General features: G+C 72.6%; 18 protein-coding genes. 5 read left to right on the forward strand and 13 right to left on the reverse strand.

Features of this window, described 5'->3' with window-relative positions; genetic code table 11:
* Positions 1-151: 151 nt before the first annotated feature.
* Both AB0D29_RS06715 and AB0D29_RS06720 read right to left on the reverse strand, forming a co-directional pair.
* Positions 152-1,729, reverse strand: a complete 1,578-nt coding sequence (locus AB0D29_RS06715; RefSeq protein ID WP_362852485.1) for a phospholipase A2 — start codon at positions 1,727-1,729, stop codon at positions 152-154.
* A gap of 561 nt (positions 1,730-2,290) precedes the next feature.
* A complete protein-coding gene (locus tag AB0D29_RS06720) occupies positions 2,291-3,952 on the reverse strand; it encodes a peptidase M23 (protein WP_362852486.1) in 1,662 nt (553 codons plus the stop codon).
* 180 nt (positions 3,953-4,132) lie between these two features.
* On the opposite strand from AB0D29_RS06720, the gene AB0D29_RS06725 reads away from it, so the two are divergent.
* The 5 genes from AB0D29_RS06725 (at position 4,133) to AB0D29_RS06745 (ending at position 11,334) form a co-directional block, all read left to right on the forward strand.
* On the forward strand, positions 4,133-5,122 hold the full coding sequence (locus AB0D29_RS06725; RefSeq protein WP_351298417.1) for an alpha/beta hydrolase-fold protein: 990 nt from the start codon (positions 4,133-4,135) through the stop codon (positions 5,120-5,122).
* Between the two features lie 5 nt (positions 5,123-5,127).
* The gene (locus tag AB0D29_RS06730) at positions 5,128-6,648 is read left to right on the forward strand and encodes a peptidoglycan DD-metalloendopeptidase family protein (protein WP_362852487.1); all 1,521 of its coding nucleotides are present in this window, start codon (positions 5,128-5,130) and stop codon (positions 6,646-6,648) included.
* 88 nt (positions 6,649-6,736) lie between these two features.
* Positions 6,737-8,815 (forward strand): family 43 glycosylhydrolase, encoded by a 2,079-nt coding sequence (locus tag AB0D29_RS06735; protein WP_362852488.1) that lies wholly within the window; start codon positions 6,737-6,739, stop codon positions 8,813-8,815.
* A gap of 267 nt (positions 8,816-9,082) precedes the next feature.
* Positions 9,083-9,892 carry a serine/threonine protein kinase gene (locus tag AB0D29_RS06740; protein WP_362852489.1) on the forward strand — a complete coding sequence of 270 codons (810 nt, stop codon included), beginning with the start codon at positions 9,083-9,085 and terminating at the stop codon, positions 9,890-9,892.
* A complete protein-coding gene (locus AB0D29_RS06745; RefSeq protein ID WP_362852490.1) occupies positions 9,889-11,334 on the forward strand; it encodes a serine/threonine-protein kinase in 1,446 nt (481 codons plus the stop codon). The genes AB0D29_RS06740 and AB0D29_RS06745 overlap by 4 nt, the downstream gene beginning before the upstream one ends.
* A gap of 22 nt (positions 11,335-11,356) precedes the next feature.
* Here AB0D29_RS06745 and AB0D29_RS06750 read toward each other — a convergent pair whose 3' ends face one another.
* From AB0D29_RS06750 to AB0D29_RS06800, 11 genes are all read right to left on the reverse strand, one after another.
* Positions 11,357-11,809 (reverse strand): hypothetical protein, encoded by a 453-nt coding sequence (locus tag AB0D29_RS06750; protein WP_362852491.1) that lies wholly within the window; start codon positions 11,807-11,809, stop codon positions 11,357-11,359.
* A 71-nt stretch (positions 11,810-11,880) separates the two neighbouring features.
* The gene (locus AB0D29_RS06755) at positions 11,881-15,861 is read right to left on the reverse strand and encodes an SGNH/GDSL hydrolase family protein (protein WP_362852492.1); all 3,981 of its coding nucleotides are present in this window, start codon (positions 15,859-15,861) and stop codon (positions 11,881-11,883) included.
* Positions 15,862-16,346: 485 nt separating this feature from the next.
* Positions 16,347-17,141, reverse strand: a complete 795-nt coding sequence (locus AB0D29_RS06760) for a 3-hydroxybutyrate dehydrogenase (RefSeq protein WP_362852493.1) — start codon at positions 17,139-17,141, stop codon at positions 16,347-16,349.
* Positions 17,142-17,280: 139 nt separating this feature from the next.
* On the reverse strand, positions 17,281-17,709 hold the full coding sequence (locus AB0D29_RS06765; RefSeq protein ID WP_362852494.1) for a hypothetical protein: 429 nt from the start codon (positions 17,707-17,709) through the stop codon (positions 17,281-17,283).
* A 79-nt stretch (positions 17,710-17,788) separates the two neighbouring features.
* Positions 17,789-18,712, reverse strand: a complete 924-nt coding sequence (locus AB0D29_RS06770; protein ID WP_362852495.1) for an SDR family oxidoreductase — start codon at positions 18,710-18,712, stop codon at positions 17,789-17,791.
* Positions 18,713-18,721: 9 nt separating this feature from the next.
* Positions 18,722-19,984, reverse strand: a complete 1,263-nt coding sequence (locus AB0D29_RS06775) for an MFS transporter (RefSeq protein WP_362852496.1) — start codon at positions 19,982-19,984, stop codon at positions 18,722-18,724.
* 39 nt (positions 19,985-20,023) lie between these two features.
* Complete coding sequence (locus tag AB0D29_RS06780) at positions 20,024-21,274, reverse strand: alkaline phosphatase family protein (protein WP_362852497.1); 1,251 nt, start codon at positions 21,272-21,274, stop codon at positions 20,024-20,026.
* A gap of 37 nt (positions 21,275-21,311) precedes the next feature.
* Positions 21,312-22,301 (reverse strand): galactokinase, encoded by a 990-nt coding sequence (locus AB0D29_RS06785; RefSeq protein ID WP_362852498.1) that lies wholly within the window; start codon positions 22,299-22,301, stop codon positions 21,312-21,314.
* The gene (locus AB0D29_RS06790) at positions 22,298-24,118 is read right to left on the reverse strand and encodes a class I SAM-dependent methyltransferase (RefSeq protein WP_362852499.1); all 1,821 of its coding nucleotides are present in this window, start codon (positions 24,116-24,118) and stop codon (positions 22,298-22,300) included. The genes AB0D29_RS06785 and AB0D29_RS06790 overlap by 4 nt, the downstream gene beginning before the upstream one ends.
* Before the next feature lie 44 nt (positions 24,119-24,162).
* Positions 24,163-25,329, reverse strand: a complete 1,167-nt coding sequence (locus AB0D29_RS06795; protein ID WP_362852520.1) for a glycosyltransferase — start codon at positions 25,327-25,329, stop codon at positions 24,163-24,165.
* 2 nt (positions 25,330-25,331) lie between these two features.
* On the reverse strand, positions 25,332-26,183 hold the full coding sequence (locus AB0D29_RS06800; RefSeq protein WP_362852500.1) for an alpha/beta fold hydrolase: 852 nt from the start codon (positions 26,181-26,183) through the stop codon (positions 25,332-25,334).
* Positions 26,184-26,190: the final 7 nt, after the last annotated feature.

The raw sequence follows: 26,190 nt of genomic DNA on the forward strand, positions 1-26,190 counted from the left end.
CGGGCGGGCACGGCCGGACCCGTGGACATGGGGGAAGAGGGGGTGCGAACGGGCCGGGCGGCGCTGCTTCGGCGCCACCCGGCCCGGTCCCTCCCGAAGGCGTGAACCTCAGGAGGTCGTGCGAGGGAACATCAGGAGTCCGCGCCCGTCATCAGGTGGCGTTCGCGCCGTTCTTGGCCCGCCCGAAGATCGTCACCGCGCCGTAGTACGTGTTGGCGAGGGAGCGGCAGGTGCTCTTCCAGAAGTAGCCGGGGCAGGTCTTGCTGTAGAGCGTGCTGTAGAACACGGCGTCCACGGCCAGCCCCTTGTTGCGCGACAGGTAGTACTTGTAGCCCTTGTACGAGTTGCCGATCAGGCCGTAGCCGTAGTCGTGCATGTCGCAGGCGGGGACGAAGTTGTAGCCGAGCGGCTTGTCGGGCGCGGTGGTGCAGTGGTCGTGGTCGATGCCCCGGACCCAGTAGCCGGTCTTGGTCTGCTCCCACCTGGGCGAGTGCCAGCCGTAGTGCGCCACCTTGGCGGTGCAGCCGGTCTTCCAGTAGTACATCCAGTGCCGCGCCCAGCTGCACTTCGACGGGTACGACGTCGGGTCGGTGATCTCGCCGCCGGGGAAGTCCGATGCGGGCGGCGGGGTGGTGACGCCGGTGCCGTCGGCGTCGCCCTCGACGGGCAGGCCCGGGGTCGGGACGGCCTCGCCGTCGAGGGTGGCGGTCGGGGCCGCGGAGTCGGCCGCGAAGCTCAGGTCCCAACTGCCGTTGGTGGGCGAGCTGATGTCGGACAGGCGCCGGGTCGCGTCGTAGGCGTAGGTGGCCTGCGGCTCGGCGGCCTCGCTCGGGTTGGTCACGGTGCGCAGCAGACCGGAGGAGTCGTAGGCGTACCGGGCGAGGGTCTGCGTGGTGGCGCCCTCGGTGACGGTGATCTGCTTGACGCGGCCCGCGTAGTCGCCGAACGAGGTGCCGGCCGCGGTGGTCGAGGCCGCGTAGGCGACCGAGGTGGACGTCGCGAGCCGCTCGCCGGCGGCGGGGTTCGAGATCTTGAACACCCGGCCCTGGGCGTCGTACTGCACCGTGGTGGCGTAGACGTTGTTGCCGACGCTGGTGACCCGCCACTTGTCGGTGCCGGTCGCGGCCTGCTGCCACTTGTACGTGGGCTTGAGGTCCCCTGCCGGGATCGGCTTGCCGGCGGCGTCGGTGAACGCGTCGTCGCCCGAGGCGATCGCGGAGAGGTCCACACCGAGGACCTCGACGATGGACGTCACCAGGGTGCCGGTGGCGTCGTTCCACTTGGAGGTCGCCGTGACCTGGGACCCGTCGGTGGTCGCGTACTTCTTCACGCCACCCCCGTCGGGGTAGTCGATGCTCGACTTCAGCGCGTACGTGATCTTCTCGTCGACGCCGAGGTCGGTGACGACGACGCTGTCGCCCTTCTGTTCCAGCTTCCGGTTGAGCTGGCCGCCGACGAACTCGGCTTCCCAGCTGGGGCCGAAGACGCCCATCTCGGGGCGGGTGTCGGGCGCGGACTCGGGCTTGGCGAGTCCGCCGTCGGGCTGCGCGGCGACGGTGTGGCGGCGACCTATGAGGGCCGCGTCCACGTCGTTCTCGGCGACCTGGAAGGTCTTGTCCTCGGTCGAGTACTGACCGGGGCCGATCGTGGACAGCGTGCCCTGGGCCTGCGGCTGTTCGGCTATCTCGGCCGCCACGGCCGCCGGTTGCCGGGCGGTCGCGACCGCCACGGACGTCTGCGGCAGAAGCAGTGTCAGTGACAGCGCGGCAATGGCAGGAAGCGCGATTTTGCGCACAAGTCCCCCCGTCGTGTTGGTTCTTGGCTGGTGATCGCTGCGGACAGTAGACGCCTGTTGATCACCTTCACAAGGCACGTCCGACGCGGACACGGCGGCGCCGCGCTTGCTCCCGTGAAGTCCGCTGCAGCCGCCGAACGCCCGAGCACCACATGAGTACGGGTACTCATGTGGTGCTCAGGCCGCCGCTCCAGACTGTGCGCATGACGGCCCCCCCGACCCCGCGCAGACGGGCGCAGCGCACAGAAAATGCCTTCCCGACAGCAAATTAAAAGATCCAAATTCCGATCCGGAGTGACCCCCGTCACTTACCCGACACTTACGGCGGAAGGGATCACATCAACTTTCAACCGCATCGAATCGGTCAAAATCCGCCCATGTTGCCTTTCCGTGGGGGGCCCTGAAGGGTGTGCGCCTTCCGGGCCCCACCGTTCGACCCGTTCGCTCGATTCATTGCATCGGCAATCTGGATCATTGGTCACATGCTCGGACCGCCTAGTTGACCGCGGGGCCGGAGTCGTTCAGCCAGCTCCACTCCGACCAGGTGGCGAACCCGGTCTGCCACCGGTGGTAGACGCCGGCGTGGCTGGTGGCGAACACCTCGATGCGGCCGTCGGCGTTGGTGCTCGCCCCGATCTCGGTGCCGCCGCCACCGAAGGTCTCCCACTCCGAGTACGACGCGTTCGGACGGGTCTGCCACGTGTGGCTCGCGGTGGCGGCGTTGATCGCGAACACCTCGACCCGGCCGTCGGCCGACCGCGAGACGGTCAGCTCGGCGTTGGGGATCCCGCCCGTGCCGGCCCATTCCGACCACGAGCTCGGGCTGGTCTGCCAGCGGTGGAAGACGCCGGTGGCGCTGGAGGCGAACACCTCCAGCCTGCCGTCCTGGTTGTGGCTGGTGGCCAGGTCGCGTCCGCCGCCGCCGAAGTTCTCCCAGGCGGACCAGCTGCCGTTGACCCCGGTCTGGTACAGGTGCTCGAACGTCGCGTCCGAGAGCGCGAACACCTCCAGGCGCCCGTCGGGTGCGCTCTCCATGGCGAGCCGTGCGTTGGCCGGGCCGCCGCCGGCCCCTTCCCACTCGGCCCAACCGCCGCTGGGCGCGGTCTGCCAGCGGTGGAAGACGCCGTTGGCGTTGGAGGCGAACACCTCGATGCGACCGTCGGCGTTGTTGCCCGCGGCCAGCCGGTACCCACCGCCACCGAAGTTCGCCCAGGCGGACCAGCCCCCGGCGGGCGCGGTCTGCCACATGTGGTCGAAGGTGGCGCCCGACAGCGCGAACACCTCCAGCCGGCCGTCCGCATTGGACGCCACGGCCAGCTGCGCGTCACGCGGGCCGCCCTCGAACCGCCACTGCGACCAGGCGCCGTTCACCGCGGTCTGCCACGCGTGGTACACGCCCTCGGCGCCGGCGGCGAAGGCCTCCAGCCGCCCGTCCGCGGACCGCCCCGACACCACCCGGCCCGAGCCGTACGGATGCCTGGGACCGCCGCCCGTACCGGACCACAGCGCGTTGGCGATGACCATCGCGTCGTCCGCCTCGACCGCGTACAGACCGCGCAGGTCCTCCCTCGGCTGCTGAACGTGCCAGCACACCTCGCCGATCGCCTCGTTGTTCCACGAGCCGCCCGGATACAGCTGGTCCACCCGGTCGAAGAAGGCGTTGGTGGCGTAGGCCGGGTTCAGCCGCTCCTCCCGGGTGCCCCACCAGTCCTGCTGCTGGAACAGCCCGAGGCTGGTGTGGTCGACGGCCTGGGAGTAGTTGTTGATGCTGGTCTCCACGATGACCGTGGCGATGGCGATGGCCGCCGCCCTCTGGTTGAGCCCCCGGTCCTTCACCGCCTGGGTGACCATCCGCGCGCAGGACACCTTGTACGCGTTCATGTAGCCGGCCATCTTCGCGTGCAACTGCGGGTTGAGCTGGTCGGCCATGATGCCGTCGGCGGCCGACGGGCCGGCCGGATCACACGGCACGGTCGGAATGGCGAGGCCCTGCGGGCCGCTGAAGTACCGGGAGACGCCGAACCGGTCATCGCCCGGGCCCGGAACCGGCGCGGGCTCGGCGAAGGCGACCGGGGCGGTCATTGCGATCACCAACGCCCAGACACCGGCCACGAAGGCCGGTCTGGCGAACACGCGACGTAAACCATCCAACGCCATTGTCTTCCCTTCTGTCGTGAAGCACCTCGATGAAAGGACGACGGAATCGGCATGTCACTCCGGATCGTTCCGGATGCCCCGCCCGGTGGGCTCCGCCCTAACGTGGCGACGGTGTCGGCCGGAGCGGCCGGCCGGCCCGGAGACCGGACGCATCGTCAGACTCCCGACCAGGAGGTCACATTGAGCGCGCAGCACCCCAGCCGCAGGAGCATCCTCAAGACCGCCGGAGGCCTCTCGGCCGCGCTGGCCATGGGCGGCGCCGGAGTCCTCGCCGCCGCGTCGACCGCCTCCGCCGTCGGTGACGGCTTCGGCCTGCACATCGTCGAGCGCGGCGAGGTCGACGCCCGCATGTGGTACTACCGGTTCCAGACGGGGGCGATCGGCTGGAACCCCGCCGTCAACGTGCTCCTGCCCGACGACTACCACTGGAGCGGACGCACGTACCCCGTGCTCTACCTCTTCCACGGGGGAGGCACGGACCAGGACTTCATCACCTTCGACCGCGAGGGGATCCGCGCCTGGACGGCGGGCAAGCCGCTCATCGTGGTGATGCCCGACGGCGGCCACGCGGGCTGGTACTCCAACCCCGTGAACTCCAATGCCGGCCCGCGGAACTGGGAGCACTTCCACATCGAGCAGCTGATCCCGTGGGTCGACGCGAACTTCCGCACGTACGCGGAGTACGACGGCCGGGCCGTGTCCGGATTCTCGATGGGCGGCTTCGGCGCACTGAAGTACGCCGCCAAGTACTGGGGCCACTTCGCCTCGGTCAGCGCCCACTCCGGCCCGGCGAGCCTGCGCCGCGACAACGGCCTCGTGGTCCACTGGGCCAACGCGTCCTCCGCGCTCCTGGACCTGAACGGCGGCACCGTCTACGGGGCTCCGCTGTGGGACGAGGCCCGGGTGAACGCGGACAACCCGGTGCAGCGCATCGAGAGCTACCGCAACAAGCGGGTCTTCCTCGTCGCCGGCACCAGCCCCGATCCGATCAACTGGTTCGACACGGCCAACGAGACCCAGGTGCTCGCGGGGCAACGGGAGTTCCGCTCCCTCCTCGGCAATGCGGGCATCCCGCACGAGTGGTACGAGCTGCCCGGCGGGCACTTCATCCGCCACGACATGATGCAGCGCGACATCGACGGCATCGTCGACCGGCTGCGCAAGGCGTGACCGGCGTGCTTCCCGGACTCTCCCGACGCGCACTGACCTGCGTTCTCGCCGCCACGGCCGCCCTGGTCTCGTCGCTGGTGGCCCCGATACCGGCCGGGGCCCGGACCACCACCACCGCCTTCGCGGCCGCCGCGTGCCCGGCCGGCGGCATCGTGTCGCAGCACTTCCACAGCGGCCACAACGGCGTGGACATCGCCAACGACGTCGGTACGCCGATCTACGCCGTCGGCGACGGCGAAGTGACGATCTCCGGGTACACCGGCGACTACGGCCAGTGGATCCGCGTCCTGCACCCCGACGGCAGGATCTCCGAATACGGGCACATGTCCCGGCGTGACGTCTTCGTCGGCGACCACGTCGCGGCCGGCCAGCAGATCGCCCTCATGGGCGCCGAGGGCAACTCCACCGGCCCGCACCTCCATCTGCGGATCTGGGGGGACCAGTCCACCTCGTACGGCATCGACCCCGAGGCCTATCTCGCGGAGCGCGGCGTCGTGCTGCCCTGCGTCCCGGGCAGTGGTCCGCGGCCCAAGCCGCTGGTGTATCCGGCGGAGTCGGGCCGGGTGGTGTCGGCGCGGTCGGCGGACGGACGGCTCGAGGTGTTCGCCGCCGGCGCCGACGGCGTGCACCACGCCTGGCAGCAGGAAGTGAACGGCAACTGGTCGGCCTGGGAACCGCTCGGCGGGCCGGGCAACGCCGAACTGGCGATCGCCCCCAATGCCGACGGCCGTCTGGAGATGTTCGCCCTGAGCGGCGCCACCTTCCGGCACCGTTGGCAGCTCTCCCCCTCCGGCGCCTGGTCGAACTGGGAGGACTTCGGCGGCGGCGGGCGCGACACCGCGGCCGGTGTCAACGCCGACGGCCGCATCGAGGTGTACGCCTCCGGCCCGGCCGGTCTCTTCCACCGGTACCAGACCGCCCCCAGCGGCGGGTGGTCGGAATGGGAACCCACCGGCGGCGGCCCCGCCGACAGCCGCGTGGAGATGGAGAAATCGCCTGACGGACGTCTGGAGGTCTTCGCCCTGGGCCGCGACGGCTTCCAGCACAAGTACCAGACGGAACCCAACGGCGGCTGGTCCCCGTGGGACACCTTCGGCGGTGGCGGCCGCGACCTCACCGCCGCTCACAACGCCGACGGCCGCCTGGAGGTCTTCGCCTCCGGCCCGGCCGGTGTGTTCCACAAGTACCAGACCAGTCCCAGCAGTTGGTCCGAGTGGGAACCGACAGGAGGGCCCGCGGACGCGCAGCTCACCAGCGAGCACACCCCGGACGGCCGGGTCGAGGTCTTCGCCATCAACGGGACTACGGCGATGCACACCTGGCAGCGCGCCGTCAACGCGCCCTACGGCGAGTGGTCCGCCTTCGGCGGCGGCGGAACCGAGGTCACCGCGGCCGCCAACGCCGACGGACGGATCGAGACCTTCGGCACGAGCCGCGCCGGCGTCCACCACAAGTGGCAGACCGGCTTCTCCACCTGGTCCGAGTGGAGCTGGCTGAGCGACACCGCCGGCCCCGGCCTCGACTGACCCGCCTCCCGACCGCCCCGCACCCGACCCGTGGTCGGCCGTGCCCGCACGGGCACGGCCGGCGACGCGGCCCCTCTGGAGAAGACCCATGCTTCCGATCAGCCGACGGAACCTGCTGAAGGCCGCCGCCGGGGCGGGCGCGCTCCCGCTCCTGGGCGCCGGCCGGGCCGCGGCCGGCGCCGCCGACGCGACGGCGCCCGCCCGGTGGGTCGGCGCGGGCACCTTCGCGTACGTCTACGACCCGTCGACCGCGGGCGGCCCGCGCTACCTCAACGACCACACCCTGATCAAGGCCCGGGGCCGCTGGCACCTGTTCAGCATCGTCGGGGACAGCGCACCGCGCGGCGAATCCCCGGACAGCACGGGGGAGATCGCCTTCGCCCACGCCTCCGCGCCGAGCCCGAACGGGCCGTGGACCACCCATGCCGACGCGCTCACCCTCGACCCGTCCTACTTCGGCGAGGAACACCTGTGGGCGCCCCACGTCGTCGAGGCGGGCGGCAGGTTCTGGATGTTCTACGCCGGGGGCGGCCGTACCGGCGCCGCGATCAGTCTGGCCACGTCGGCCGACCTGTTCACCTGGACGCGCGAGCCGTCCGGCCCGCTGTTCCGGGGGCTCGCGGCGCGCGACCCGATGGTGCTGCGGGTCGGCGGCGAGTGGGTCATGTACTACACGGAACTGTCGGGCACGGGCGGCCACCACGTCGTGGCCCACCGACGCTCCGCCGACCTGCTGCACTGGAGCGAGCCGGGCACCGCCTTCACCGACGCGACGACGGACACGACCGTCTCGGTCACCGAGTCGCCGTACGTCGTCGAACGGGACGGCTGGTACTACCTGTTCATCGGGCCCCGGGGCGGCTACGAGGGCACGGACGTGCTGGCGTCCCGGGACCCGTTCCGCTTCGACCTCGCCGGCTACGCGGGCCACGTGGCCGGTCACGCCGTGGAAGTGGTCGCCGACGGGGAGGAGTGGTACGCCAGCGCGGCCGGCTGGTTCCGCAACGGGCTGCACGTGGCGCCCCTGTACTGGCGGGACACCCCACCGCCGTGGCAGAGCCCGGACAACCCGGTGGCCGGACTCGACGTGGGCGGCCGTCTCACGGTGTTCGCGCTCGACGCCGCCGACCGCTCGATGCTGCGGCGCGTCCAGCTCGACCCGGACACCGACACCTGGTCGCCGTGGGAGTCCTTCGGAGGGCCGGCCGGTGCGGTGCCCGCGATCGGCCGCAACACGGGCGGCAGGCTGGAGGTGTTCTCGCTCGCCCCGGAGGGCGCCAACCTGCACCACCGGGTGCAGCGGCCGGACGGCGGCTGGTACGAGTGGGAGGAGTTCGGCGGCCCGGCCGGCGCGGCCCCTGCCGTCGCCCGCGACGCGGCCGGCCGGCTGGAGGCGTTCGCCCTGAGCCCCGGCGGCGCCTCCCTCGCCCGGCGTCGGCAGGGGTCACCCGGATCCCTGGCCTGGGACCCGTGGGAGCCCGGCTTCGGCGGGGCCGCGGGCGCGCCACCGGTGGTCGCGGCCAACGCCGACGGGCGCCTGGAGGTGTTCGTCCTCTCGCCGGGCGGCGCGGGGATCCACCACCGGTGGCAGGAGGCCCCGGGCGGCGCCTGGACCACTGCCTGGCAGCGCTTCGTACCGCGGCCGGCGCCGCACCTCGGGTGGCCGCGGACGGCAGCGGCCGGCTCACCGTCGCCGCCATCGGACCGTCGGGCGTGGGGACCTTCTCCCGGCGGCAGTCGGTACCGAGCGGCGGCTGGGACGAGTGGCTGCCCCTGTCCGGCTGGAGCGCCGCCGCCCCGGCGTTCGCCGCCAACGCCGACGGCCGCCTGGAGGCGTTCTCCCTGGCGCCGGGCGGCGCCCGGCTCGGCCACCGCTGGCAGACCACCCCGGGCGGAAGCTGGGCGCCCGGCGGGGAGTTCGGCGAGCCCGGCATCAGGCTCGCCGCCACCCCCACGGCCGCGCTCGACTCCACCGGGCGGACGCACGTCTTCGCCGTCACCACCGAAGGCCGCGTGCGCACCCGCGTCCAGGACCGGCCGAGCGGCGGGTGGCGGCCGTGGACGTCCTTCGGCGACCGCACGGTCGCACCCGTGGTGTCGGGCAGTCCCGCCCTCTGAGCGCGGAGTGCGGATCTCGCCAAGTGAAAGCCGAGTGAAAGCCAGGTGAAAGGGGTCAACGGGCACTCCGGCGGAGCCGTGATCACGCCGGGCACGGTGACGTTCCCCACCCCGCCCGGGCCGGGGAGGGGGCGTAAGCGCCCGGGGAACCTTCCGGGAAGGGGGCTTTCGGGAGCCTTCCGGGGCAGCCGCGGCGGGTGGCCGGCCCCCGGCGGTGACCCCGCCCGAAGTGGCCGAAGTGCGCCCCTGAACTCCCTCGGGAGATGAGTATTGTTCCACTCGTCGGACCGGTACGACGCGTGGAACAGGGGGCGCGGTGAGCGGCGTAGTCGTCCATCTCCCGCAGGGAAGTGGTGGCACCGACGGCGGCGAACCGTACGGTGACGCGGTGACGTTACGGCTCGGACCGGGCGAGGTCGCCCGCTTCGGCCGGGGCTCCGCGACGGTCCCCGTCGAGCTCCGCCTCGCCGACGCCGCCATTTCCCGGCTCGCCGGGGAGATCCTCGTGACCGACGACCACTGGCAGCTGACGAACCACAGCGCCACCCACAGCTACCTGGTGGAGAACCCGGAGGGGGCCGGGGAGTACCTGAGGGTCGCGCCGCGACGGGTCGGGGCACCGGTCCCGTTCGAGTTCTCGCGCGTGGTGCTGCCCACCCGCGGCGACGTCACCGTGTCCTTCCAGGTGTTCGCGCCCGACCACGTCTACCTGGACCCGGACGCCACGGGCGCCCCCTGGGGCCGCCTCACGGTCACCGCGTACTCCCTGGACGAGACGGCCGCGTACTTCCTCGTCCTGGTCGCGCTCTGCGAACCGCGCCTGCGCGACCAGTCCCGCGTCGCGGTGCCCACGACTCCCCAGATCGTCGAGCGGCTGAGGGGGCACGTCACCGGCGGCACGCTGACCGCGCGTGCGATCAGCTCGCACATCGACTACCTCGCCGAGGAGAAGCTGCGCATCGGCGTCCCGGACCTCCGCGAACCCGGCAGGAGCGAGCGCCGCAACGGCAAGCGGGAGGAGATCGTCGGGCTCGCGCTGCGGTTCGGGCTCGTACGGGAGGAGCACCTCACGCTGCTGCCGCCCCTGACGGGGGCCGGCGGGCGGGAGCGGCAGACCGCGCGATGACGCCGCCGCACGGCCTGCGCGGCACCACGGACTGCGAACGCGGGGAGCTGCTCCCGCCCGGGTACCGGGTGCGGGACTGGACGATCACCGACGCGATCGGGGCCGGAGGCTGGTCCACGGTCTACGCGGCACGGCCGGCCGGCGGCCACCCGGACCGCAGCGGCGGGGCCCCCGCGGGCCGGCCTGCGGGACCCGCCGAGGTCGCGCTCAAGATCATGCCCACCGCCGGGTTCGCACCGCGCCAGGCACGCAGGATCGTGGAATCGGCCCGCCGCGAGGTCGAACTCGGGCGCAGGGCCGGCCATCCCCGGCTGATCGGCCTCCTGGACTCCTTCGTCCTCGCCGCACCGGACCGCCCCTCCCTGGACGGCGCCATGGTGCTGGTCATGGAGCGGGCCTCGGGCAGCCTGCGGGAACTCCTCGACGCGGGGGTGGCCGAGGCCGACCGTGCCCGGCTCATCACCGGCATCTGCGAGGGACTCGCCCATCTCCACCGGTCGGGCTGGGTCCACGCCGATCTCAAGCCGGAGAACGTCCTGCTGGGCACCGACCGCTCCGTGAAGCTCTCGGACTTCGGGCTCGCCACCGAGATGACGGGGACGCACGGGTACGCGCCGCCCATGGGCACCCTGGACTACCTCCCGCCCGAGCGCTGGCGGGCGCCGCTCGGGGAACTCGGCGTACAGGTCCGGCCGACCGCCGACATCTGGGCCCTGGGCATCGTCATCCACGAGGTCTTCGCGTCCGGTGCCTCCCCGTTCCACGGGGCCACCCCCATGGCGCGGGGCGCCGCCGTCCAGGCGTACGGCGAGGGGCGCGCGCCGCTGCGCATGGACCACGCCGTGCCGCCGTTCTGGCGCGCGCTGGCCGCCGACTGCCTCGCCCCGACCCACGCGGCGCGCGCCCCGCACACCGCCGAGAGCCTGCTCGCCCGCATCGCCGCCGAACAGGGCACGCGCGGGGCGGGGGCGCGGCGGCGGCCGCGGGGTCGCCGGGCCCGCGCCGTCGTCCTCGCCACCGCGCTGTGCGGGATCGCCGGCGCGACCCTGTGGTCGGACGCGGTACGGGCGGGTCCGTCCGGCCTGCTCGGCCGGGCGGGCGCGACGGCGGGCACGGTGCGGGTGTTCAACGCGGAGCGGGGCTGCCAGGAGCGGGTCGACCGCGACCCGCAGTGCAGTCTGGGGCTGGCGGTCGATCCCCTGCGGCCGTACGCCGCGGACAACGTCGTACCGACCCGGGTGTGGCACGGCGACGTCCTCGCCGCCGAGTGCCAGTTGACCGACGGGCAGCCCGTCATCAACGAGGAGGACCTGCAGTCGACCCGCTGGTTCCGCGTCCGCCTCCCGCGCGGGTCCACACCGCCCACGGCCTGGCTCCCGGTCGTACGCACGAAGGACCGGCCGGAGCTGCCGGGCTGTCCGCATCCCACGGCGGGAGGCTGAGGCCGCGCCGCCGCCGTGGGGGTCAGCGGTACAGGACGACGAGCGAGGCGAGGAGGAGCAGGGCCGCGGCCGAGAGCCCGGGGACCCGGTAGCGGTCCCACGCGGCCAGTGCGAGGCAGCCCGCCCAGGCTCCGCCCGCGAGGGCGGCGGCCCACCAGCCGAAGTCCGTCCGTGCGGCGGCCAGGGGGAACACCGCGAGCAGGACCGTCGGCAGGACGACGGCGGCCCGGGGCCCGATGCCCAGCCGCTTGTAGACGGTCATCAGGACGATCAGGGCGGTGGTCAGGGCGAGGGGGACGGCGGCCCAGTCCCACCAGGTCCAGCAGAGGCCGTCCGTCGTCTCGCACGCCCGGGCGTTCTGCTGCTCGACCCAGGAGAAGAAGTGCACGGCGCCGTAGGACAGAACCGCACCGGTGACGGCCGCTCCGGACGCTCCCGGTACGACGGGCCGGGGCTCCGTGGTGTGTGTGCTCATGCCGACAGCCTTTCCGCACGGATGGCCGGGGGCCTGAGTACGCGTACTCAGGCCCCCGCATCAGTTACGTGTCACTTTCCATTGAGGGTCTGTTCCAGGGTGTCCGCGTAGATACGAGCCCCCGCGGGCTTGGGGTGGAAGGACTGCATGGACGGGTCGGGGAGCTCGGCGTCCGCGTGCTCCCGGTGGGTCATCACGATGCCGTGAATGCTCTCGGGGTTACCGCAGATGGCCTTGGTGTCGAAGTTCTTCCGCGGGTCGGAGAAGACCGCCCACGCTCCGGCGTCCTGAGTCGCTCCCTTCATCTCGGTGGCGAGAGTGTCGGCCACTGTGCGGATCCATTCGGCTTCGCCGTCCTCGTAGGCATTGGGAAGGCAGCTGTGGTCCTTCTCCACCAGGCGCGGGTAGCCCATGAGGACGACCTTCGCGTACGGCGCCTTGGTGTGAATGGCGTTCAGCGTCTTGACGATCTGCGGCCGCACCGCGTCGTGCAGCCACTTCGGCGCCCAGTCCCTCAAGGCGCCGGTGGAACCACCGGACTTGACTCCGGTGGCGGGATTGATGTTCTCCAGTTCAGCGGCCGGGCACGTGGACAGAGCCGGGATCGGGATGTCGATGCACTTCTTCATGATGTCGACGAAGCGGGCGTCGTTGCCACCGATGCTGAGGGTCACCAGGCTGGTGTTCTGGTCCAGGTATCCGGCGTTGATCTGTGCGACCTCGCTGGACTGGCCGTTGGAGAGCATGTCGAAGGTGCGTGCTCCGGAGCAGGCCACGAAGTGGTAGTCCATCTGCGGGTCGAGGCCGTCGGCCATGGCCCCGATCGAGGTGGAGTAGCCCGGCAGCTTCGCCTGCCTCGACCATGCCAGCTTGGACCGGTGGCACTTGTCGATGCCGTTCTCGTTCAGCTTGTCGAAGCGGTCGGTCTCCGGGTACAGGTCCGCGCCGCCCGGCGCGGTGGCCCCTTCACCCGAGGAGTAGGAGTCGCCCATCGCGGTGACGGAGTTGGCCGGCTTGCCCGCGAGCGGCTGGAAGGCGACCGCGCCCCAGGCGATGTCCTCGTCGGCCTTGCCGTCCGACGTCGTGTTCGACAGTTCGACCTGCGGGGTGCCGACGAAATGGAACGCGCCGAGGCTGACCCATCCGCCGGCGCGCTGGAGCACGACCCGTTGCTTGCTGGTGCTGTCCGAGCCCTGCACGGTGTAGGTGGCCTGCCGGGTCTGGGCGCCGGTGTCGGGCAGGTGGACCAGGACGCGCGCCCAGTTGAGGCTCTGGCCGAGGGTCCATGTGCCGTTGATGGTCATGGAGCCGCCGGGGCCGCCGAAATGAGCCGCGTCGCGGGTGTGGGTGTACCAGTAGTGGCCGCCGTAGCCGCCGCCCACCTGGTGCAGGTCCGCCTTCGCCTGGTAGCGGCCCTCCGCGCCGGGGTTGAACCCGAACTGGAAGCTGCCCGCCGAGGAGATCTTTCCGCAGTCACCCCATGATTCGGTGCCGTCGGGGACGGATGCGACGATCTTGGATCCGGACGGCGCCTGGTCGCAGACCGGCTGGCCGGACTTGAGACGGTAGCCCCGTCCCGGTTCCGAGATCAGTGTCTGGTACTTGATGGACTCGTGGCCGCAGCTGCTGGCGCAGTTGTCCTTCCACGTCGTGTTGGGCTGGTTCCACCAGTACTGCGCGTAGCACTCCGCGTCCGGGCAGTTCGGCGGGGTCTTCGGGTTGCAGTTGTTCTTGCTGTTGCAGAAGGTGTCGAGCGGCGGCGAGACGGCGGCGCGGTCGGCGATGGTGTTCCACCAGGCCGGCCGGAATCCGGCCGAGGAGAACCCGGACTCGCCGGGCCAGTCCTGACGGCCCGAGGTGGCGTAGGAGAAGCCGGTGTCGACGGACCAGGCGGCCCAGCCCATCACCTTCGCCTCGTACGGCCAGTCCTGCGGGTGCGCCGCGTCCTTGTTCGCCTCCGTGCCGTCCACGTCGGTGTTCATGAACGGGTGGCCCCAGCTCTTCTTGTAGAGCGGGTTGGCCGGGTTGTTGTACCAGCCGAGGCCCCAGTGCCCGCCGTGCTTCGAGGCCTCCGACGGCGGGTTGAAGCCGAGGTTGTAGTTCCACACGGCGGTGAACCAGTTCTCCACCAGGGACGGGTCGTCGTTGTTGACGGTGACCCGCTGTCCGTCCGTGTGGACCTCGTTCCACTTGTCGGCGAGGATCTTCATGGAGGCGGCGATGTTCGAGGCGTAGTCGACCGCGACGAGCTTCTGGAGGGCGGGGGAGAGGCTGGCGGTCTCCTCGTCCTTCTTGTGGTCGGCCAGCCGCATGCCGTCGGTGACCTGCCCGACGCCGTAGCCACAGTCGGACTTGTCCCAGTGGATCTGCCAGTAGGCGGCCGCGTTGTTGGGGTCGGCCTTGTGGCCGTAGTAGCCGTCCACGGCGGCCAGCGGACTGCCCATCTGGCCGGGGATCGCACCCGACTCGGCCTGCCACAGGTTCGACTCCTGGGCCATGATGCCCAGCAGCACGTTCGCGGGGATCTTGCCCCCGCCGTTCAGTGCCGGCGGCGGGAACAGGCCCTGCGGGTCGACGGTGAGCAGACCGGCCTGGTTGCGGTAGCCGCCCTGCCGGATGTAGTTGGAGCGCAGGTTGCCGCGCACGGCCATGTCGACGGCCCACTCGACCTGGTTCGGGGTCGGCTGCAGCGCCTGCACCTTGACGTCGTTGCGGGAGACGGAGCACCAACGGTCGCCGTCCGTGGGGTCGTTCGCTCCCCCTGCCGCGGCCGCGGCACCGCGCATCGACTGGCTCTGCGGGCCGCCGGCGGTATCGGGGGACGCCGGGGCCTTGGCCGGTGTCCCGGCGGCCGGGCCGAGGGACGGGGAGGACGTGGTCCCGGAACCGTCGGCGGCATCCTGCCGCACGCTCTGCGTGAGCTTCGTCCCGGTGGCGGTCGCGGTACTGGTGACCGTCACCGGCTGGTCACCGGCGGTCGCGGCGGATTGTGGAACGGGTTCTTCTGCCTTGGTGAAGTCCTTGCCCGCGTTCTTGACGCGGTCCAGGCCGGCACGGATGCCGGCGGTCAGCACCGGCTCGACGGCCAGCCGGCCGTGGGAGGACACATCGGTGTCGGCCGGGGCGTCGACGCGGGTGACCCCGGTTCCCGCCGTGACGGGCACGTCGGTGGGGTGTCCGGTGAGGAACACCCGGCCCGCCTCGCCCTGCATGAGGTCGAGGTCGCCGAGCTTGCCCGAGGCGATGGCGGCGGGCTTGCCCTGACCGGTGAACACCTTGGCGTTCAGCGTGGAGTCGTCCTTGCGGTCGACGAAGGCGATCTTCCCGTCGGCGGCGGGCCGGATGTCGAACGGGACGCTGTCCGCGTCGGCGAGGTTCTTCACCGTGCCCGAGCCGTCGAGGTGGACCAGGTGGCTGCCGAGTGCGGCGACCGTACCGTCCTGCACCGGGACGGCGCTGGTTATCTGTCCCTTCGCAGCGGCGGTGCTCGTGGTCTTCCCGGCGGTGTCCACGGTGAGCACGCGCGTACGGGTGCTCTCGGGGTCGTTCATGTCCCGGAAGGCGGTGAACGCGGCCGTGTGCGTCGTCGTGTTGCAGGACGGGTCGAAGTAGGCCAGCGACGCGGTGAACGGCAGCTTCGTCACCTGCCCCGTGGCCAGGTTGACGATGGCGGTGAACGCACCGCCCTGCATCAGGTCGGGCTTGTTCGTGAAGCCGCGGGGCGCGTAGACGACGGCGGCGTGCTCGCGGTCCATCACGCACTGGTTGCCGATCCACGAGTCCGCCGGCATGCCCGGTTCGGACAGGGTGGCCACGGTCTTCCACGCGTACGCCTGGCTGCTGTCGGCGACGAGGATGCGTAAGCCGTCGGTGTCCGCGGCGGCGGTCACCGCCCGGTCGGGGCTGGTGTTCCAGTCGCCGCCGAGCTTCTTGCCCGGATCCTCGACCGGTCCGGGAGCCGCCGGTGGTGCGGTGGAGCCGGGTTTGGGTTTCGGCGCGGCGATCGCGGGCGTGGCCTGGATCAGTCCGCCGGTCAGGGCGGCGCAGGTCACGACGGCCGCCAGGGATGAGCGTGTTCGTCTTGCGTGTCTCAAGAGAGGGGCCCCCGAATGTTCGTTGAGTGGTCTCGACCCGTGTCGGGGAGCCTCCAAGAAGGGGGCGCGATGCACGAAGCGGAAAGCATCCGCGTTTGAGCCGTCACTGAACTGCCCCCTGGACGCATTCAGTGGAAGTCGAAGCCGTGATGGACCGAGAGGAATGGACGCAGCACAAAAAAGCGTCGGACATGTTCCGCCAAGACGGCCGCTCAAGCGGCATGGCGAAACACGTCACCCCAAAGTCTTCGGACCGAGGTCCGAACTCCCCCTGAATAGCGCGGTATTCTTCGCTGCCCCCCGTGCCGACGGTCAATCGGCAGAAGCGATTTCGCTTCATGACAGCTAGATCATTAAAGCACCCGCGCTTTTTGACAAACCAGACATTCTGTTCGTTACTGGACGGTCAAGATTTGTTATAGACGGTGCGCGAGGGCGGATGCTCAGCGCGCGCCCCAGCCGCCGTCGACGGGGATCGACGCGCCGGTGATGTAGCCGGTGAAGGGACCGCAGAGCCACACCGCCACCGCGGCGACCTCCTCCGGCTCGATCAGCCGCTTGATCGCGGTACGTTCCAGCAGTACGTCCGTGACCACGTCCTCGGGTGCGATCCCGTGGGCGGCGGCCTGCGAGGTGATCTGGTGCTCGACCAGAGGGGTGCGTACGTAGCCGGGGTTGACACAGTTGCTGGTCACCCCGTGGGGGGCGCCTTCGAGGGCGGCGACCTTGCTCAGCCCTTCCAGGCCGTGCTTGGCCGCGACGTAGGCGGACTTGAACGGGCTGGCCCGCAGGCCGTGCACGCTGGAGATGTTCACCACGCGGCCCCAGCCGGCCCCGTACATGTACGGCAGGCACTGCCGGATCAGCAGGAACGGCGCGGTGACCATCACCTTCTGGATCAGTTCGAACCGGGCCGGCGGGAAGTCCTCGAGGGCTGCCACGTGCTGCAGCCCGGCGCTGTTGACCAGGATGTCGACCTCGCCCGGGAGCGCACGCACCGCCTCGGCGTCGGCGAGGTCCACGGTGTGCGCACGGCCGCCGACCGACTCGGCCACGGCTCCGGCCGCCTCGGAGTCGAGGTCCACCACGTGCACCAGGGCGCCGGCGTCCGCCAGCGCCCGCGCGCAGGCCCGTCCGATACCGCTGCCGCCACCGGTCACCATGGCGGTGCGCCCCGAAAGGTCCACGCCGCCGCTGTGCGCGAAGGATCCGGGAGCTGCGTGAGATTGGCTCGTCATGGCCGGAACGCTAGAGACGCACGGCCCGACATCCCATGGGCACGACCACCATAGTGAGCTGCGGGGCCGTGTGCCCCGACGCCATGGCCCGGCCGGGGCGCCGGCTCGGCCGGCGGCTGTGCGGCGAGGTGCCGATCCGCTATCGGTAGAAGGTCCGGCCGCCGGATCCGGAGGAAACGGACCACACCTCGCTGATCAGACCGTTGGTGATCCTCAGGGTGTCCGTCCCGCTCCTGGCGACGGTCCGGGCGTCTTCGTCCGTGACGGAAGCGCGATAGGGGCGGGCGACCATGCCGGCCGGTGCGCCATCGACCAGCGCGAGGTCCACGACTGCCTCGCCCTCTGCGGCGAAGCGAAGACCACGGCGCTCTCGATGCCAGGCCGCGATGATGTCGGCGAGCTGCCGCGGAGTGCGGACGTCGTCGAAGGCCTCGGTGCCCGCCTGGGCATAACGCAGCACGAATTCCGGCGCCATGATCTTCTCGGCAAGGCCCAGATCACCGTTCCACATCGCCGTCCACTGGTCGTAGGTGTGGATGCCGAACTGCCGCACGTCGTTGTCGCTCATCAAGACCGCCCTCGATCATTTCGGGTTCACGAGGTTCGCGACGGTAACAAGAGGGTCTGACAACGGTGGCAACGGAGCACTAGCGGTAGCCGGTGGTGTCCGCCGGGCGGCCCGGGTCCTGGACCTCGACCATGTAGCGCCAGCAGTCCGGGCGGCTGCCGTCCAGGTCCGTGAAGCCGTAGACCTGCGCGAGCTGTCCGCCGGACAGGGACTGCCCGTTCCACCGCGCGACGTCCGGGTCCGCGGCGAGCGCCGCGACCGCCCGGCCCACGTACGAGGGGGTCTCGGAGATGGCGAAGTGCGGGACCTTGTCCAGCGCGTCCCGCCAGTTCTCCTCCGTCACCCCGAAGTTGTCGAGCATCATCTCCGAGCGCAGCCAGCCCGGGGTCAGCGCCACCGCCGTGGCCCCGCGCGGCCCCAGCTCGTGTCCCAGGGCGAACGCCATGCGCAGGACCGCGGACTTGGCGATGTCGTAGAAGAAGGAGACCCGGTAGTTGGACGCGTTGTACTCGGCGGTGCCGTCCGTCATCTCCACCACCAGCCCGCCCGGTTCCCGCAGCATGAGCGGCAGCGCGAAATGGCTGGTGACGGCATGGGTCTCCACCGCGAGGCGCATCAGTCGCAGCCCCTTGTCCAGGTCGTGCTCCCAGACCGTGCTGTCCCACTCGAAGAGGAGCTCCCCGCCCCAGATGTCGTTGACCAGGACGTCGAGACGCCCCTGCTCGGCGTCGATCCGCCCCACCAGCGCCTCGACCTCGGCCGGCACCAGATGGTCGGCGACCACCGCGATCCCGCGGCCGCCCGCCGCGGTCACCAGCTCGGCGGTCTCCTCGATGGTCTCGGGCCTGTCGTACTCCGAGCGCTTGCCGCGGGTGCTGCGCCCGGACACGTACACCGTCGCGCCGCGCGCGCCCAGTTGGACCGCGATGCCGCGGCCCGCGCCCCGCGTCGCCCCGGCCACGAGGGCCACCCTGCCTTCGAGAGTCCGCTGTGTTTCAGGCATGGACCGACCCTACGACGACCGCCCCGTCCTGCGCCCGCCGGACACGGCGACCGCCGCCAGGGACAGCAGCAGTCCGCCCGCCGCAAGGCCCAGGGCCTGTCCCGGCCCCCACAGGGTCCAGGCCGCCCCGAAGAGCAGGGAACCCGCGAACCGGGCCAGCGCCTGCGCGGTCTGCAGCGCCGCGAGCCCGGTGGTGCGCAGCTCGGCCGGGAGCAGCGGCCCGGCTGCGGCCATCAGCACCCCGTCGGTGGCCGCGTAGAACAGGCCGAGCAGGGCGAGCACGCCGGCTGCCAGCGGCGCCCCGGCCGGTACGGGGGCCAGGAGCAGCAGGCAGGCGCCGAACAGCAGCGCGTGCCCGCCGAGGAAGACCCGGCGGCGGCCCAGCCGGTCGGCGAGTCGGCCCACCGGCAGCGCGGCCAGCAGGAACACGGCCGCCGTGCCCACGGGCAGCAGCGGGAAGTACGCGGCGGACAGGTCGAGCCGGCGCTGGAGCAGCAGGTAGAGGAAGGCGTCGCCGACGGTGAACAGGCCGAGCACGGCGGCGGTCAGGCACAGCCGCCGCAGGCCGGGGAGGCGTAGGAGGGTGCGTACGGGGGGCAGCGGGGCCCGTGGCGATGCCGCGGCCGGGACGGGCGCGGGCGAGGGGGCCTCCCGGACGAAGAGCGCCAGCATCACCACCCCCAGCACGGCGATGCAGCAGCTCACGGTGAACACGGCCTCGTACCCGTCCACCGCCACCCACAGCACCCCGAACGCGGCCAGCGGTCCCAGCAGCGCGCCCGCCGTGTCCAGCGCGCGGTGCACCCCGAAGGCGCGGCCCTGCTCCTCCGGTGGCACGGACAGCGAGATCAGCGCGTCGCGCGGGGCGGTGCGCAATCCCTTGCCGGTCCGGTCGGCGGCCAGCACCGCCGCGACCGACCAGGGGGTGGTGACGGCGAGCAGGGCCGCCTTGCACACGGCGGAGAGCGCGTAGCCGGTGCCCGCGACGAGCTTGCGGCGGTGGGTGCGGTCGGCGATCCGGCCGCCCGCGAGTCGCAGCAGCGCGGTGGCGCCCTGGTGGAGCCCGTCCAGGGCGCCGAACGCGAGCGGTGACATGCCGAGCCCGGCCATCAGGTAGAGCGGCAGGACGGCGGTGACCATCTCCGCGGAGACGTCCGTGACGAGGCTGACCAGTCCGAGCGCGAACACCGTGCCGGGGACGGCCCGCAGGGGGCCCTTGGGGGCCGGGGTGTCCCCGGCGATGTCCGCGGCCCGGCTGGTCGACAGGTACACGCATGCCTCCTCGGGAGCGGCCTGGCCGTTTCTTCCGGCCTAGAACCAGTTGACGGTGAGCGGGAAAGCGGCGGTCACGGTGGAGCCGGTGGAGTCGGTGGCCGTCGCCGTGATCTGGACCGTGCCGCTGCCCCAGGGCTTGCCGGAGACACGTCCCGAGCCGGCGTCGACGGACAGGCCCCAGGGCAGGCCGGTGGCCGCGTACCGGTAGGCGGGCTTGCCGCCGGTGGCGGTGAGCTGGATGGTGCAGGACTGGTTGAACTTGCAGGTCTGCGGACCGGGGTTGGCCAGCTTCAGATCACCCGGAGTGGGGGTCGGCGTGGGTGTCGGGGTCGGGGTCGGGGTCGGGGTGGGCTCCGTCGAGGTGTCGAACACCTCGCTGATCGGCTGGACGTTGGCCGCGTTGCCCGCGTGCGTCGCCGTGCCGAAGAGGTCCTCGAAGGTGCGGAGCAGGTGGTGGTGGTTGAAGGCCGTGGCGTACTTGCCTGTCTTGACCTTCGCGCCGTGGAAGACGGTGGCGATCTGGTTCGAGCCGAGGTAGTTGTCCTCGTCCCAAGTGAGCACCAGCAGACTGTTGTTGGCCTTCGCCCACTGCGCGTAGGCGTCGATGTTGTTCCGCGTCCAGGTGTCTCCGGTGTTCACGGAGCACGAGTGCATGTCGTTGCACTGGTTGGGGACCACGAAGGAGAGGTTCGGCAGCGCCGCGAAGTTGTTCTGCGGGAACTGCGTCCAGGTCTTCCCGGTGTTCAACGGCACGTTCTTGAAGGCGAACCACGGGTTGTGCTTCTGCGCGTACTGGCCGTTCGTGCAGGCCGTGGACCCCTCGCTCGGCAGGTCCTCGTTGTACGTCGCGAAGGTCTTGCCAGCGGCGATCAGCTCCTGGCCGAGGTTCGGCGCCGTCATCGACTGCGGGGTGTAGCAGCCGTCGCCCGTGATGCCCTGCGTGGCACCGGAGAAGAGGTTGAAGTAGTTCGGCTGGCTGGGGTGGGTCAGCGCCTTCATGCCGGTCAGGCTCGCGCCGCCGTTGGCCAGCTGGTTGACGTACGGGGCGTTCGCGCTGCCGATGATCTCCCCGTACTGCTTGTTCTCGTACACGACGACCACCACGTGGTCGTAGGTCGGCAGCGCGGCCGCGGCCGCCGCCGGGGCGGCCGAACCACTCTCCGCAGCCTGCGAGTTGGCCACGGTGAAGGCGCCCAGCAGGCCGAGCGCGCCGAGCCCGGCCACGAGCGCCGACCAGCGGGCCCGGCGTCTCAGCTCGGCCCTGGGTGAGGGTGAGGGGGTGGGCATGGGGTTTCCTCCCTGTCGTGGGTCCTGCGACCCGGTGTCATTCCTCGCGCCGGGCCGCACCGGCCACGGCGATGTTCAGGAAGCGCGGTACGGGCACCCCGCGGTCGCGGAAGTCCTGCGCGACCGCGGCCCGTACCGCCGTGAGTCGTGCCCGGGGCAGCAGCACCAGCACGCTCCGCCCCGGCCGCGGCCCGGGCTGCCACGCGCTGAGCGCACCCGCCCGCCGGGCGCAGGTCACGGCCCGGGCCAGTTCCGCCGGCCGGTCCGCGGCCTCGCCGCGCACGGCCACCAGCACCAGCCGGTCTCCCGAGGCCGCCGGATCGAAGGTCACGTACCGCTGCCGCCGCCGGGGCTCCGGACCCACCAGCAGGGCCCGGCCGGGCCGGGCGAAGAGCACCGCCCGGCGCAGCCCGTCGTCCCCGTCCGGCAGCGCACCGGCCAGCAGCCCGGCCAGTTCCGCGCGGTCCGGCCGCGCACCCGCCGCCGTGTGGACGTCGGCCACCGCCAGCGCCACCGCGCACTCGGCGGGCTCCGCCGTGGCCAGCCCGGCGGCCCCCGTGAGCGAGCCCTGCACGTGCAGGTCCGACCCGCCGCGGCCGTAGCCGGCGCGGGCCAGCGCCCGCAGCACCGCGTACGGCCGCACGGCCCAGTCGGGGACGGCGGGCGGCGGCCCGGACAGTGTCAGCGGCAGATCGCAGCTGTCCGCGGGGTGGGCGAGGGAGCTGAGCCGCACCAGGCCGTCGGAGCGCGGGGCCGCGGCGGCCGCCGTGGGCCAGCCGGCCGCCGCGACCAGCCCGGGGGAGCCCAGGTGGAAGGCGTACGGCGCGCTCCACACGGCGGTGGGCGGCCGTCCGTGCGCGGCCTCCAGGGCGTAGGCGACGAGCCGGAACAGCGGATCGGCGGTGGCCCGCCGAGCCAGGTCCCCTCCAACGGGGCCGACGGATTCCCCTCCGGCCCGGTCCGTGACGTGCCCGGTGCCCGGGTCGCCCGCCGTGGAGCGAGAGCCCGCGGCTTCCGTGCCCTTCACGGGACGTCCTTGCGGGCGAGCATCCGGTAGGCGTTGCCGCCGTCCGTGCGGTGGGCCGCGGCCGTGCGCAGGGCGTCGAGTACCGCCGCGCCCGCGAAGGCCGGCAGGGCGGCCAGCCGAACGGCGTGGGCGAGGGCCCGCGCACGGGCCGTCGCCGGGGGACCCCACGGGCGGTCCGGGTCCGGGGCCAGCCCGGTCGCCGCGAGCGCCACCGCGCCGAAGAAGTCGTTGCCCTGGTGGGCCGGTCCGTGCTCCTCGGCGAGGACGGTGAACCCCCGGTCGGCCAGCGCCTCGCGCAGGTTCGCGGCGGGCATCAGGTGCTGGTGCTGCGGCTGGAACCAGGGCAGCCACACCGGGCCGAGCAGCCGGGCCATCCGTGACTCCGGGTCGGGCAGCTCGATGGCCAGGAACCCGCCGGGGGCCAGCACGGCGGCCGCCGCGTCCAGTTCGGCGAGCGGGTCCCGGGTGTGCTCCAGGTAGTGGTACATGCTGACCACCTCGTACTGGCCCGCCAGCTTCGACGCGAACTCCGGGAACTGCCCCTGGTACCCGGTCTCCACCCAGCCGCGGCGCTCCGCCTCGCGGACCCCGTCGCCCATGTCGAGCCCGTCGAACCGGGTCCGCGGCCAGACGGCCCGCGCAGCGTTGCAGAAGTGCCCGTGCCCGGTGCCGACATCCAGCCAGGACCCCGGATCGGCGTGCGGGAGGAGCATCTCGGCGCGCCCCCGGTACGCGGCGCCCAGCCTCCCGAAGACCGTGCCCGCGCCCTCGCCGCCGCGCCCGTCGTAGAAGTCGCGGTAGTAGAACTCCAGTCCCTCCAGAGTCAGTCGGGGGTTCTGGAAGACGTGCCCGCACTCCCCGCACTGCTCCAGCGTGAACAGGCCGGGCTTGCCCTGGAGCAGGTCGGGCACCCGGACCCGGACGGCGAGGCGGTCGGAGCCGCACCACGGGCAGTCCGGGCGGCGCGGTTCGAGGAACCGTACGGTGCCCGGGGCCAGTTCGGCCTGATAGGCGGCGGCCCGGGCGGTGTCCCGCGCGCGGTCCTCGTCCGATCCGCCCCCGCCGGCCGCGGCGGCCGTACGCAGGGCGGCGCCGAGGGAGCGCAACGGCCGGGCCGCGGTGGCCCGGGCCAGACCGGCGGGCCGCAGCGGGGAGCCCGGACCGCCCAGGACGAGGTACGGCTGGAGCCAGTACAGCCCGGCCGCGGCCGCCCCCCACCGCCCCTGGCGCAGCGCGGCACCCGCCAGCAGCGCCAGCCCGCCGAGCTGCGCGGCGGCCAGCGCCCCCGGCGGCAGCCCCTGGGCCCGCAGCTCGGCGACCCGCGCGGGCCCCCCGGGCTCCGCGGGTCCGCCGCAGCTCAGGCCGGGGGCGATGGCCAGGCCCGTCGCGTCGGCGGCGTACTCCTTCAACCGGCGGGTCAGCGCGAGCAGTTCCGCCGGGGAGGGGCGCGGCCCGACCGGGTCCACCTCGGCCCGCGCCAACACCTCCTCGGCGACGAGCACGGCGAAGCCGGCCCCGCGCCCGTCGCCGAGCCGGTCCCACCGGTACCGGGCGGGGTCGACCAGCCGCAGCAGCCCCAGTGCCCGCTCGGCGGGCAGGTCCGCGGGCAGCAGGTCCAGCACCCGCAGACCCTCCGCTTCGGCGTGCGCGCAGGCGGCGAGGAAGGTGGCCGCGTCGGGCTCGACACCGCGGGCGGTGAGCAGCCGCCACCCGGCGGGCCGCGGTACCCCGGCCGCCGCGGGCGGGGTCACGGGCAGCACCGGGATGGCCCGCAGGCGGCGCCCGGCGCGTACGGTGCCGGCGGCGAGCGCGGCCACTAATGCCGCGGAGGTCCACCGGACCCGGGAGAACGGGGGTGGCGTCATAGCAGTTTCTCCAACCGGTCGGCCGCGGCGGCAGCCCCGCCCGCCGCGGCGAATGAGGCCTGGATGCGCCGGGCGGCCCGGCGGGGGCCGGGATCGTCCAGCACGGCCGTGAGCGCGTCGCGCAGTTCCTCGGCCCGGGTCCTGCCGAACCGCACCCGGATGCCGGCTCCGGCCTCGACCACCTGCCGGGCCACGATCGGCTGGTCGTCCCGGATCGGGGCGACGACCAGCGGCAGCCCGTGGGCCAGGGCCTCGCAGACGGTGTTGTGACCGGCGTGGCAGATCACCGCGTCCAGGTGCGGCAGCAGTGACGGCTGCGGGACGCTCTCCTGGAGCAGTACGTGGCCGGGCACCGGCCCGATCAGCGCGGAGGGCGCCGCCAGCACGAACTGGACCTCCTCGGCGAGCCGTTCGGCAGCGCCCAGCACCGCACCGTAGAAACGGGCGCCGGCCTCCTGGTTGAGGGTGCCCAGCGACACCAGCACCCGCCGCCGCGCCGGGTCCAGCCGCTGCCAGGGGAATCCGGGCGACGCCGGCCGGGCCCCGAAGGCCGGCCCGACGTAGGCGTGGTGCGAAGGGAAGTCACCGGCCGTTCCGACGAGTTCGGGAGTGGAGAAGACCAGGACCAGCCGTTCCGAGAACCGCGGGTCCCAGCCCCCCGAATCCGGAGCCGCGTCACCGAACTCCGCGAGCAGGCCGGAGATCTGTCCGGCCACCCACTCCCCGACCTTCGGGAAGTCCGCGAAGGGCCGGGTCAGTTCGGCCGAGGTGCTGGCGGAGGTCGCCCACGGGACGCCGAGCCGCCGGGCGACCAGCGGCCCGGCCAGGGCCTGCTGGTCGGCGACCAGCACGTCCGGCCCGAAGGCGCGGACGGCCCGTTCCACCCCCGGCACCATCGCCCGGGCCAGCGGCACCAGCGCCTCCTCCCACAGGAACCGCAGCGCCCCCACCCCGCGCAGGTCGCGCCAGCGCTCGTGCAGCGCCGAGTACCCGCCGCCCGCCTCCTCGCCGGCGGGCAGGATCCGGGCCTGCGCCGGCAGCAGCCGGGTCAGCGCCGAGGCCGGCCCCGCCCAGGCGATCTCGTGTCCGCGGGCGGCCAGTTCGGCCCCGACGGCCACGGTCGGATTGACGTGCCCGGCCAGCGGGGGCACGGTGAACAGCACCTTCACGGGACCAGCGCTCCCGCCCGCGGCCGCGCCGCCGCTCCCGTGGTCCGCACGGCACGCGCGGCCGTGGCGTCGAGATGGGCCAGCACGGACTCCCGCAGTACCCCGCTGCTCTCCTTCAGCACGTCGTGCCCCAGGCCGGGCAGGATCCGCAGCGCGCCCTGCGGGGCGTGGCGGGCCAGCTCCCGGGCGCCCGGGACCAGTTCGGAGTGTTCGCCGCAGACGGTCAGGACCGGGCAGCGCAGCCGGGCGTAGTCGGCCGGGGTGAAGGTGCGGCTCGCGGCGATGTCGTCGATGAGCGTGGTGCGGTTGAGGAGGGCGTCGGCGATGGCCGTCAGATTGGCGGCCTTGCGCAGGCGCAGGGTGAGCAGCTCGGCGGGGACCGGGCTGTCCTCCAGGCTGAGCGCGGCCGCCGACAGGGTGTCGACCATGTTCTCCACCCACGCCCCGCCGAGCGGGGGTTCGAGGAGGGTGAGCCCGGCGACGAGGTCGGGCCGGGCCAGGGCGGCGTGCAGGGCGAGGGTCCCGCCGTAGCTGTTGCCGACCAGGTGGACCGGGCGCTGCCCGAGGCCCAGCGCGCCGAGCAGCGCGAAGAGGTCCCGTACGGCGGTGCGGCTGTCGTAGCCGGAGGCCGGGCGCTCGGTCCGGCCGTGACCGCGCAGGTCGTAGAGGACGGCCTCGTGCCCGGCCCGGGCCACCGGCACGGCCAGGGGACAGTAGAAGGAGGACAGGTTGTCGACGACCAGCCCGTGCAGGAAGACCACGACGGGCCGGTCCGGGGCGTCGGCTCCGTCGGCGGCCGGGAGCCGCTGGACGTGGAAGCGCAGGGAGTTGGCGAGGACGACGGCCATGGCGGGC

This window comes from Streptomyces sp. NPDC048424 (assembly GCF_040651555.1).
GTDB lineage: Bacteria > Actinomycetota > Actinomycetes > Streptomycetales > Streptomycetaceae > Streptomyces.